The organism is Phaeospirillum tilakii (assembly GCF_042683125.1).
Taxonomy (GTDB): domain Bacteria; phylum Pseudomonadota; class Alphaproteobacteria; order Rhodospirillales; family Magnetospirillaceae; genus Phaeospirillum; species Phaeospirillum tilakii.
This window is the reverse complement of record NZ_JBHUIY010000003.1, coordinates 54,226-65,367: the sequence shown is the minus strand read 5'-3', so window position 1 is coordinate 65,367 and position 11,142 is coordinate 54,226. Positions and strand designations below refer to the sequence as shown.

The 11,142-nt window shown below is 71.1% G+C and carries 9 protein-coding genes; 2 read left to right on the top strand and 7 right to left on the bottom strand.

Annotated features, from left to right (window positions below):
* Position 1 precedes the first annotated feature (1 nt).
* The gene (locus ACFSNB_RS02345) at positions 2 to 1,111 is read left to right on the top strand and encodes an ABC transporter permease (RefSeq protein WP_377314130.1); all 1,110 of its coding nucleotides are present in this window, start codon (positions 2 to 4) and stop codon (positions 1,109 to 1,111) included.
* Positions 1,112 to 1,824: 713 nt separating this feature from the next.
* Positions 1,825 to 2,394: a hypothetical protein gene (locus ACFSNB_RS02340; RefSeq protein WP_377314128.1), complete on the top strand. Its 570-nt coding sequence runs from the start codon at positions 1,825 to 1,827 to the stop codon at positions 2,392 to 2,394.
* 320 nt (positions 2,395 to 2,714) lie between these two features.
* On the opposite strand, the gene ACFSNB_RS02335 is transcribed toward ACFSNB_RS02340, so the two are convergent.
* From ACFSNB_RS02335 to trpS, 7 genes are all read right to left on the bottom strand, one after another.
* Positions 2,715 to 4,664 carry a methyl-accepting chemotaxis protein gene (locus ACFSNB_RS02335; RefSeq protein WP_377314126.1) on the bottom strand — a complete coding sequence of 650 codons (1,950 nt, stop codon included), beginning with the start codon at positions 4,662 to 4,664 and terminating at the stop codon, positions 2,715 to 2,717.
* Between the two features lie 155 nt (positions 4,665 to 4,819).
* Positions 4,820 to 6,694, bottom strand: a complete 1,875-nt coding sequence (locus ACFSNB_RS02330) for a hypothetical protein (protein WP_377314124.1) — start codon at positions 6,692 to 6,694, stop codon at positions 4,820 to 4,822.
* 73 nt (positions 6,695 to 6,767) lie between these two features.
* Entirely contained in the window at positions 6,768 to 7,235 is a 468-nt protein-coding gene (locus ACFSNB_RS02325; protein WP_377314122.1) for a universal stress protein, read from the bottom strand.
* Positions 7,236 to 7,289: 54 nt separating this feature from the next.
* Positions 7,290 to 8,051 carry a TIGR02186 family protein gene (locus ACFSNB_RS02320; RefSeq protein WP_377314121.1) on the bottom strand — a complete coding sequence of 254 codons (762 nt, stop codon included), beginning with the start codon at positions 8,049 to 8,051 and terminating at the stop codon, positions 7,290 to 7,292.
* Positions 8,048 to 8,980: a sulfite exporter TauE/SafE family protein gene (locus tag ACFSNB_RS02315; protein WP_377314119.1), complete on the bottom strand. Its 933-nt coding sequence runs from the start codon at positions 8,978 to 8,980 to the stop codon at positions 8,048 to 8,050. Before ACFSNB_RS02315 ends, ACFSNB_RS02320 begins: the two co-directional genes overlap by 4 nt.
* Before the next feature lie 105 nt (positions 8,981 to 9,085).
* The gene (locus ACFSNB_RS02310) at positions 9,086 to 10,090 is read right to left on the bottom strand and encodes a DUF2333 domain-containing protein (RefSeq protein WP_377314117.1); all 1,005 of its coding nucleotides are present in this window, start codon (positions 10,088 to 10,090) and stop codon (positions 9,086 to 9,088) included.
* The gene (gene trpS, locus ACFSNB_RS02305) at positions 10,087 to 11,085 is read right to left on the bottom strand and encodes a tryptophan--tRNA ligase (RefSeq protein ID WP_377314115.1); all 999 of its coding nucleotides are present in this window, start codon (positions 11,083 to 11,085) and stop codon (positions 10,087 to 10,089) included. Before trpS ends, ACFSNB_RS02310 begins: the two co-directional genes overlap by 4 nt.
* Positions 11,086 to 11,142: the final 57 nt, after the last annotated feature.

The window sequence follows — 11,142 nt, the reverse complement described above, 5'->3', positions numbered from 1 at the left end:
GATGTGGAGCCGGATCCGCGCCCTGGTGATCAAGGAATTGCTGGCGGTGCTGCGCGACCCGCGCGGGCGGATGATCCTGATCGTGCCGCCCTTGGTGCAGCTGGTGGTGTTCTCGCTCGCCGCCACCCTCGAGGTCACCAACGTCGATCTCGGCCTGCTCAACCGCGACGGCGGGCGGTGGGGGGCGGAACTGACCCAGCGCCTCGCCGCCGCCCCGGCGGTGCGCGGCCTGCACCCGCTGCACGATCCGGCCGAGCTGCGCGCGGCAATCGATCGCCAATGGGTGCTGGCGGCGGTCGAGATCGGCCCGACCTTCTCGCGCGATCTCGAGGCCGGCCGGCCGGCCGACCTCCAGATCATCCTCGACGGGCGCCGCTCCAATGCCAGCCAGATCGTCGCCGGCTATGTCGAGCAGATCGTGCGCGAGCTGGCCGCCGAAAGCCCGGCCGGGCGGCGGGCGGCGCCGCTGACGGTGGGGGCGGAGACGCGGACCTGGTTCAACCCCAACCTGATCTATCCCTGGTTCATGGTCCCCAGTCTGGTCGGGGTGATCGCGATGCTGATGGGGCTGACGGTCACCGCCCTGTCGGTGGCGCGCGAGCGCGAACTCGGTACCTTCGACCAATTGCTGGTGTCGCCGCTGCGCACCCACGAGATCCTGCTGGGCAAGGTGATCCCGCCGCTGCTGATCGGGCTGGTCCACATGACCCTGTTCATCCTCGCCGCGGTGCTGGTGTTCGGGGTGCCGCTGCGCGGCTCCTTGCCGCTGCTCTATGCCAGCGGTCTGGTGTTCCTCGCCGCGGTGATCGGGGTCGGGCTGTTCATCTCGGCGCTGTCGGCGACCCAGCAGCAGGCGATTCTCGGCGCCTTCCTGTTCATGGTGCCGGCGATGCTGCTGTCGGGTTTCGCCACCCCGATCGAGAACATGCCGGACTGGTTGCAGCCGCTGACCCTGCTCGACCCGATGCGCTATTTCCTGGTGGTGGTGAAGGGGATCTTCCTCAAGGACCTGCCGGCGGCCGAGGTGCTGGCCCAGACCCTGCCGCTCGGGCTGATCGCGCTGGTCACGCTCGCCGCCGCCGCGTGGCTGTTCCGCCGCCGGCTGGAATAGCCCCGACGCGGGCGCCGCCCCCACCCGCCAAGGGCCGCAAGGCCCCCGGGCTCCAGCGACGCTCGGGCGGGGCCGGCCGCGTTCAGGCCCGGCGCGGGCAGGGGGGAGACGCTCTGTCCCGGCAGTTCGAGCCAGCGGAAGGACTCGGGGTGACGGTAGACGACGATCAGATAGACGGTGGTGGCTCCCAGCACCAACAGGCCGATCATCAGGCCCAACAGATCCTGAACCGACATGACGCCCTCCCGCTTCCGGGGATCGACCCGTTGTTCGACGCTGGCGGGCATTGTCCCGCCTCCGGCCGTCAAGGTTCGAGAGGGATCGCGATCAAGCGGCGCTTATGGCCGCCTAACGCCGCCCGCCTGCCCCCAGACGCGAACCCCCCGCACCAGGGGGGAGGTGCGGGGGGCTCTGGAGGGAGACTTTCTGAGTGGCTGAGGCTCAAAAGCTTATGGGGAGAGGATGCCACCGCCTGGCTTACCGCAGGGTGGCGGGCGGGTGATCTTTTTGTAATGGTTCAAAGATAACGCGCCTCGGCCCGGATCAGCGTCACCAGGCGGAATGACCGTAAATTCAGACGGTGCTTTCCCGGGAGGGGGATCCTGCCGCCGTTTTCGGGATAAAATGCCCGGCCGATATCGATCCCCCCGCCTCGCGCGAAGGCATGGACGCGCCCCACCCTTGCCGGGCTGCCGCAGGAAGGACTTGGTCTCATGACGCTGACAACGGAGCAGTTGCGCCACACGCTCACCACCGTGCTTGGCTTGGCGGCACGGGAGGGCACCCTCAGCTACCGCCTGATCGGCACGGCGGCAGACCTGCTGCGCGGGGTCCCGATCGAGCCCGGCGACGTCGATCTTCTGGCGCGCGCGCGTGCCGATGTCGATGTCTTCGCGCGGGCGCTGGCCGCCCATCGATGCCTGACCCCGCCGAGCTGGATGCCTTGTTGCGGGCAATATTACGCGGCGTTCGAGGTGGACGGCGTCCAGGTCGATGCCAGCACCGTCGAGTCTCCGTCGCAGTCCCCCTGGATCGAGGCCTTCGGCAGCGGTCCCTGGACGCATTTTTCCGAGATCGCCGTTGGTGATGATCGCGTCGCGGTGGTGGCGCCCGAACTGCGGCTGGCAACCGAACTCTACCGCGACCGCAGGGACCGGGCCGAACTCATCGCCCACTGGATGCGCGATCATGGCTGCAACACGTCGCTTCTGAGGAACGCCCTGGCAGCGCGCGGCATCGACGCGGCAACCCAGTCGTCCGTGCTGGCAACCATCGTCGGCTGAGGAAGGGGCGTAATCTTCCAGAGAGGATGCCGTGGCCCGGCGTCCCGCAGCGGGGCTGCCGCCCGACACCGACGACCGGGAAAGGGATCCAAGGGCCTTGCGGCCCTTGGCGGGTCCGGGCGGAGCCCGGGAATCCATTGCCTCAGACGCGAAACCCCCGCACCAAGGGGGGGAGGTGCGGGGGCGGGTCGCTGGAGGGAGACTTTCTGAGTGGCTGAGGCTCAAAAGCTTATGAGGAGAGACTGCCACCGCCCGCCTTACCGCAGGGTGGCGGGCGGGTGATATTTTTGTAATGGTTCAAAAGTGATGCCGGGATCCCGTTACTGCCGCATCTGGGCGAGGAAGGCGGCGAGGCGCTGGTCGAGTTCGCCGGTCTGGCGGGCGAGGTCGCGGATCTCGCCCAGGATCGCCCCGGCGGCGAGGCCGGTGCGTTCGGCCGCCTGGATCACCGAGGCGATGCCGCCGCCGACCTGACCGGTGCCGCTGGCGGCGACCTGGATGTTGCGGCTGATGTCGGCGGTGGCGGCGCCCTGCTGCTCGACCGCGGCGGCGATGCCGGCCGAGGTGGTGTCGATCGCGCCGATCTGGGCGATGATGTCCTCGATCGTCCGCGCCGTCTCCTCGGTGATCGCCTGCATCTGGGTGACCTGTCCGCCGATCTCCTCGGTGGCGCGGCCGGTCTGGTTGGCCAGCCCCTTGACCTCGTTGGCGACCACGGCGAAGCCCTTGCCCGCCTCGCCGGCCCGCGCCGCCTCGATGGTGGCGTTCAGCGCCAGCAGGTTGGTCTGCGCCGCGATGTCGCTGATCAGGGTGACCACCGCGCCGATCCGGCTGGCGGATTCGACCAGCGCGGTCAGGGTGTCGCTGGCCTTGCGCGCCCGCTCGGCGGTGTCGCGCGCCAGCGCGGCCGAGCCCGACACCTGCCGGCTGATTTCGCCGATCGAGGCCGACAATTGCTCGGCGGCGGCGGCGACGCTCTCGACGCTGGTGGTGGCCTGTTCCGAGGCGTGCGCCACCGTGCCGATTGCGGCGCGGGTCTGGTCGGCATTGCCGTTCATCGCCTCGGCGGCGGCGCGCAGGCGTTCGCAGGCGGCGTTGACGCTCTGGGCCAGGGCGCGCACCTCGGTCTCGAACGCCTCGGCGAGGCTGACATAGCCGGTGACGTCCTTCCAGGTCAGGGCGGTGCCGGTGACGGCGCCGTCCTGGTCGCGCAGCAGGGCGACATGGTTCTCGATGGTGACACCGCCCATGGTGAACTTGCCGCTGAAGGGCAGGTGGGCGGGGTCGGTCAGAATCGCCCGCACCCGGGCGGGATCGCGGTGGAAATCGAGCACGCTGCGCCCGACCACCTCGCCGAGGTCGGTTCCGCCGCCGCGCTGCATCCGGGCGAGGATGTCGCGGGCCGCGCGATTGAGGTAGGAAATGGTCAGGTCGGGCCGGCACAGCATCACCGCCGCCGGCTGCTCCTCGACCAGCCGGTTGAGGCGAAAGGCCTCGCCGACCGATTGCCGCACCGCGTCGAGACCGCGCGCCAGCACCCCGATCTCGTCGCCGCGCCCGGTGCCGGGCACCGTGGCGTCGCTCCGGCCCTCGACCACCCCCCGGGTGGCGTCGGTCAGCGCCCGCAGCGGGCGGACGATCTGGCGCGACACCACCAGCCCGGCGGCGCCGATGCCGATCGCGAGCCCCAGCGCCAGCACCGTCAGCAGCCAGCGCAGGTCGCGGTCATATTCGCCATCGACCCGCTGTTCCAGCCGGTTGACCTCGACCGCGTCGGCCGCCGCCAGCGCCTTGATCCGATCGTTGAGGGCGGTGCGCACCTTGCGGTTGGCGTCGTTGTCGCCGAAGACGCGGGCCTCGGCGGTGGAGACCTCGCGGCCGAGCCGGACCAGCTCGGCGCGGAAGCGGATGAACTCGTCGGCCGCCTGCTGCGCCGCCGCGAAATTTTCCTGGCTGCCGGTGTGAACCTTGCGCCATTCCGTCAGGGTGTCGCGCAGGCGGTCGAGGTTCTGCAGCAGCGGCTGCGCGAATTTTTCCGCCGCGGCGGCGTCGCGCGACATGTAGATCCCGCGCGAATCCATCACCACCGCCAGGATCAGGGCGTTGGTCCGTTCCCCCAGCACCGCGCTGCGGGCGGCGCGGGCCATCTCGTCGCTGACCTGACGGTAGGACCGCAGCGAGGCGAGGCCGCTGAGGCCGACCACCAGCGCCGCCAGCGCCAGTGCCCCCATGGCGAGGTGAATCTTGGTCGCGATACGCAACGGGATCATCGGCGCCCTCCCCGACCTGGTTCCGCGCCGCCGGTTGCCGCCGGGGCGCGGGCGGAATCCAGCGCGGCCGCGCCGAACCTGCCCGGGAGATGACTATATCCGAAGTAATAGGTCGGGCACAACCGCCGGCAGAGGGAGCCCGCCGGCGGTTGCGGTCAGTACTTGAAGGCGCGGGCGGAGGCGAAGCCGCGATAGGGCCAGGCCCGGACCACGTGCCACTGGCCGGGCGCGTCGCGGGCGATCAGATAGCTGGCGCCGTCGGGCAGGGCCAGCCCGACCGCCGCCTCCAGCGCCGGGGTGGCGTTGAGGACATAGGCGAAGGCGGCGCGGTCGCCGTCGAGCAGCGGGCGGTAGAGCGATTCGGCCTCGAAATAGGTGATCATCCCGGCGATCTGGACGCCGAAGCCGAGGTAATAGTCGATCTGGTTGGCGAGGCCGACCCGGGGCGGATCGACGTACCAGACCTTGGCCCCCTCCGGCAGCAGGGCGCGCGCCTCGGTGGCGGTGGCGGCGATGTGGGCCTTGACCGGGTTGACGTCGAAGCGCAGCACCGGGATCGCCGCCACCGGTCCGATCACCAGGGCAGCCACCGCCAGCGCGGCGGCGCCTGTGCGCAGCCGGGACGCGGCCGGGCTTTGTCCCCAGCGTCGCCATGCCGCCCCGGCCAGCGCCGCCACCGCCAGCAATTGCAGCGCGCCGAGCTGGGTGTTGTAGCGCCAGAACGATGCCGCCGAGCGCCCCTCATAGCCGAAGAACACCGCGAGGTAGGTCCAGGTCAGGAACAGGGTGAAGCCGAGGAACACCATCCCGAACAGCGGCACCGCCGCCAGCGCCGGGTCGAGGCGGCGGCGCAGCAGGACCAGCCCGGCCGCCACCAGCGCCACCGCCAGCCCGAAATAGCCGGCCTTGTTGGCGGCGACGGTCAGCATCGAGCCCAGCGTCTCGGGCAGGGCGTTCCATTGCCACTGGGCGAAGGCGCCGACCCGCATCTCGCCGCCGCCCAGCATCGCCACCTGATGCTTCCACAGCAGCAGCGCGGCGGCGGCGGCCAGCAGCGGCGGCAGCAGGCGCACCAGCCGGCCCGCCCCGCCCGCGCGCAGGGCCAGCAGGCCGAGGCCGAGCGCCAGCAGGCCGAACAGGGCCAGGGTCGATTGCTTGGTCAGCACCAGCAGCGCGAACGCCAGCGCGGTCTGGAGGGTGAGGCCGCGCCCGGGCCGGTCCTCGGCCAGCACCAGCCGCAAGCCCAGCGCGGCGGCGAAGGCCAGGGTTACCGCGGTGGCGGTTTCGGCGTAATTGGCCAGCACCAGCCGGGGGACGAAGGTCGGCGAGGCCAGCGTCGCCGCCGCCAGGGCGATCACCACCGCGCGGGCGCCGGGGGCGCGGATGGCGGCTCCGGCGGCGGCGCGGCAGGTGTCGATCATCAGCAGGGCCAGCCCGGCCAGCAAGACGAGGTTGAAATGATTGGCGGCGGTTTCGGCCAGGGTTCCGGTCAGCCGTCCGGTCAGCGTGCCGACCAGGGTGCCGGCGGGGGGATAGGCGGGGAACTGGCTGTCCGACAGCGGCAGGCCGGCGCCGGGGAAATGGTCGAACAAGGCAAGGTAGCGCAGGTTGGGCAGCCAGGTGCCGAAATCGTCGCCTTCCGACGGCCGCATCGAGGCGGTCAGCGCCAGCGCCGGCAGCAATGCCAGCAGCAGCCAGCCCAGCCCGCCGCCCAGCGGCATCACCCGGCGGCGGACCAGCAGCACCGCGCCGGCCAGGACGGCGAGGGCGAGCGCCAGCGCCAGCGGGGTCAGCGCCAGCCCGAACAGGGTGCCGCCGACCACCAGCACCGCCACCGCAGCGGCCCAGCCGACCACCAGATCGGCGCTGGCGAGGGCATCGTCGCCACCGGCGGCGACCCGCAGCCCGCCGCCCAGAACCGCCAGCGCCGCCGCCACCGCCAGCAGCGCGGCAAGGCCGGTCAGGTCGGCCGGGGTCGGCACCAGGGCCGGCCCGTTGGTCAGCAGGAAGGCGATGGCGTCTCGGATCACGTCGGTTCCTCGGGTTGGATGGCGCCGGAAGCGGCGCGGCGCCTGTATAGCATGGGCCGCCGGGGCGGCCCGATCAGGAAATCAGGTCGATCTGGCGGTCGCTGAGACTGCCCGGCACGATCGTCACCGGCACCCGCAGCCGGGCGACGGCGCGGCCGGTCAGGGCGGTGACCAGCGGCCCCGGGCCGTTCGGGCCGGGATCGGCCGCCAGCACCAATTGCGAGATCGACGGTTCGTCGGCGATCAGACGCAGCAATTCCTCGCGCGGCTGGCCTTCGCGCACGTAAAGGGTGGGGACGGCGCCGGCCACCGCCTCGACCTCGGCGGCGAAGCGGGTCAGCAGCATCTCGGCCTCGGCCCGGGCCTCGTCGCGCATCAGCGCCCCGATCGCGGCGAATTGCTGGAACTCGGCCGGCTCGATCACCCGCAGCAGCGCCACCCCCCCGCCGGTGGCGGCGGCGCGGCGGCTGGCATAGCGCAGCGCCACCGCCATTTCCGGCGTGTCGTCCACCACCACCAGGAAGACTCGACGTCCCGACATCTCGCTCTCTCCCCCCTCTGCGTTTGCCGGGCGCCGCCCGGCCGCTGGACCCCATCACCCCTTGCGGAACACCCAGGCGGCCAGCCAGCCGGCGAAGGCGGCCAGCAGCACCGCGCCCAGGCCATAGAGGCCGGCCTGCTGGTGGGCGAAGCGGTGGATCTCGGCGCCCAGCCCGACCCGATCGACCGCCAGCGGGGTCTCGCGGCTGGCGATCAGGCGGCCGTGGCTGATCAGGTGGACCTCGACCTTGTACAGCCCGACCGGCACGGTGGCGGGAAAATGGACGTCGGCGCGGAACAGCCGCTGGCCCGGCAGGGCCACGGTTCCGAGCCGGTCGTCGATCAGCCCGCGCGCCGCCATCAGCCGCAGCAGCGCGGCGCGGTAGGGGGCGGGGTCGGCCTCGGGGTCGGCCGGGGTGACCGGCAGCGGCAGCCGTTCGACCCCGAGGCCGAGCCGGTCGCGCAGCGCCGGCGGGGCGATCCGGTCGAGCGGCCGGGTGGCGGCGACACGGTAGAAGCCCGGCACCTCGACCGCCTGGGCCGAACCGGTGGTGATCCAGAACCCCGCCACCGGCTGTTTGCGGCGGATGGTTTCCCGCAGATTGGGGCCGCGCACCACCACCACCACGTCGGGCTCGGCGTCGCCGCGTACCGGCTCGACCGCGCCGAACAGCAGCAGGTCGGTGCCGGAAAAACCGGTGGTGATCTCGACCAGATGGCGCGACAGGTCGATCACCAGCGGCGGCTCGGCGGCACTGGCGGCCGCCGCGCCGCCGATCAGGGCGGCGGCCAGCGCGGCGGGGGCGGCCCGCCTCACGGCACCGCTCCGGTGACGAGGCCGAGCGAGAACGGCTCGGCCGGCGGCAGCAGCAGATCGACCAGCAGCTTGACCGCCACCGCCAGCACCAGCAGCCCGAGCAGCCCGCGCAGATGCTCGCCCTTCATCCCGGCGCCGACCCTGACCCCGATCTGGGCGCCGATCACCCCGCCGAGCAGCAGCAGCAGCGCCAGCACCACATCGACGGTGTGGTTGATCGCGGCGTGAAGGAAGGTGGCGCTGGCGGTGACGAACACGATCTGGAACAGCGAGGTGCCGATCACCACCGCGGTCGGCATGCCGAGCAGATAGATCATCGCCGGCACCAGCACGAAGCCGCCGCCGACCCCCAGCACCGCCGAGATCAGCCCGACCGCCGCGCCGACCCCGGCCGGCAGCAGCGCGCTGAGATAAAGCCCCGAGCGGCGGAAGCGGATCTTGAGCGGCAGCCGGTCGGTCCAGCCGCGTGGATGGGGGCGTTTCGGCGCGGCATCGCCGCCACCGGCGCGGGCGCGGCGCAGGGCGCGCAGGCTTTCGACCACCATCAGCCCGCCGACGCTGCCGAGCAGGACGATGTAGCTGGCCGAGATCACCAGATCGATGTGGCCGAGCCGGCGCAGCCAGCGGAACAGCAGCACGCCGAAGCCGGAGCCGACCAGCCCGCCGAGGATCAGGACCAGCCCCATCCGGGCATCGACGTTGCCGCGCCGCCATTGCGCCAGGGCGCCCGACACCGACGAGGCGACGATCTGGTTGGTGCCGGTGCCGACCGCCACCGCCGGGGGCACGCCGAGAAAGATCAGCAGCGGGGTCAGCAGAAAGCCGCCCCCCGCGCCGAACAACCCGGACAGGAAGCCGATGCCGCCGCCGACGCCGAGGATGACGAAGACGTCGACCGACATTTCGGCGATGGGAAGGTAGACCTGCACCCGCCCTCTCCCTGCTTCCCGTTATCCCGCCTCCCCCCGGGGAGGTCCAGGAACCTCAGGTTCCTGGCGGGCGTGGGCAGCGCCCACGTCTTTATCTTATGTTTTTTATTCAGCCGCCTTCAGCGCCGCGAGGATCGCCATCGCCTGGAAGCGGGCCTGGGCGGCATAATAGCCCTGGGCCAGCAGATGGTTGGGCAGCAGGCTGGATTCGGCCGGCGCCCCCCACAGCAGGGTCGGCTTGGGCCGGGCCGCCGCAGCCAGCGCCGCCACCATCCTGGTCCAGCCCGGGCCGAGATGACGCTGGGCCAGCACCGTCTCGAAATCGGTGGCGACCTCGCGCATCACGATCGAATCGGCGTAGAGCCGGCCCTTGTTGCGGTAGAACACCCCGTTGATGGCGAAATCGAGCAGCACCGGCCGTTCCTCGGCGAGGTGATGGTCGATCGCGTCGAGGCTGTCGTCGAGATCGCGGATCAGCCCCTCGACCACCGGAACCAGGGTGGCCGCGTTGCGCTCGAACGGCACGGTGCCCTCGGCGAAGTTCAGATTGAACACGTCGATCGAGCGCTGGGCGTTGCGGTACTGCTTCTCGGCCGAGGCGGTCGGCAGCCACGAGGTGCGGGTGTCGAACTTCCACACCGTGCCGGGATATTTCAGCAGCCCGGCGGCGTGGTTGAGGGCGACGTCCGGCCCGTTGGCGGTCCAGCCGGCGCCGTTCTCGACCACCAGCGCCCCGGTGAAGCGGGCCAGCGCGCCGACCAGCCCCAGCTGGAACGCCGGCATGTCGCGCAGCCAGCCGCCGGGGAGGAACAGCGGATCGTTGGCCCGCCAGTGATTGACCTCAAGCTCGCGGGTGATCAGCGCCGCCACCACCGCCGGGGCGTGCAGCCGGCCGGGCAGGGGATGGGGGGCGACGAAGTCCGGGTTGTCGTCGATCCGGCTGATCGCCACCATCGACACCGGGAACACCAGCAGGATGATCAGGCCGGCCGCCCCCGCCGCCGCCAGCGGCCAGCGGCGGCGCGGCAGCCGCCGCAGCCGGTCCGCCCCGGCGCGGGCGAGCCGGCCGAGGACCGACAGGGCTTGGGCGAGGGCGGCGGCGCGGCTCACGGACGCAGGAACCCGACGATGTCGTAGACCTCGCGCAGGATCGGCGCGGCGATGGCATCGGCGCGCTCGGCGCCGCGGCGCAGCACCGCGTCGATGTGGTCGGGCTCGGCCATCAGCCGCTTCATCTCGGCGTTGATCGGCCCCAGCACGCTGACGGCGAGGTCGGTCAGCTCCTGCTTGAACTGGGAGAAGGGCTGGCCGGCGAAACGCTCCAGCACCGCCGCCTTTTCGAGGTCGGACAAAGCCGCGAAGATGCCGACCAGATTGTCGGCCTCGGGCCGTTCCTCCAGCGCGCCGACGGTCTCGGGCAGCGGATGGGGATCGGTCTTGGCCTTGCGGATCTTGAGGGCGATGGTGTCGGCGTCGTCGGTCATGTTGATGCGCGAATAATCGGACTCGTCCGACTTCGACATCTTCTTGGTGCCGTCGCGCAGGCTCATCACCCGCCGCGCCGCGCCGGGGATGATCGGCTCGGGCAGGGGGAAGAACTCGACGCCGTAATCGCTGTTGAACTTCTGCGCGGTGTCGCGGGCCAGTTCGAGATGCTGCTTCTGATCCTCGCCGACCGGGACGTGGGTGGCCTTGTAGACCAGGATGTCGGCGCTCATCAGGTTGGGATAGGCGTAGAGGCCGACCGAGGCGTTTTCCTTGTGCTTGCCGGCCTTGTCCTTGAACTGGGTCATCCGGTTGAGCCAGCCGATCCGGGCGACGCAATTGAACACCCAGGCGAGCTGGGCATGCGCCGGCACCATCGACTGATTGAACAGGACGTGCTTCTCGGAATCGACCCCGGCGGCGATCATCCCGGCCGCGACCTCGCGGGTGTTGTGGAGCAGATCCTTGGGATCCTGCCACAGGGTGATCGCGTGCATGTCGACCATACAGAAGATGCACTCATAATCATGCTGGAGGCGGACCCAGTTGCGGATCGCCCCGAGATAATTGCCGAGATGGAGGTTTCCGGTCGGCTGGACGCCGGAAAAAATGCGCTGCATGGCCCCTGACACTCCGGTGGGAAGCAAGATTCTCACGTATACCCCGGCGCGGGAGGA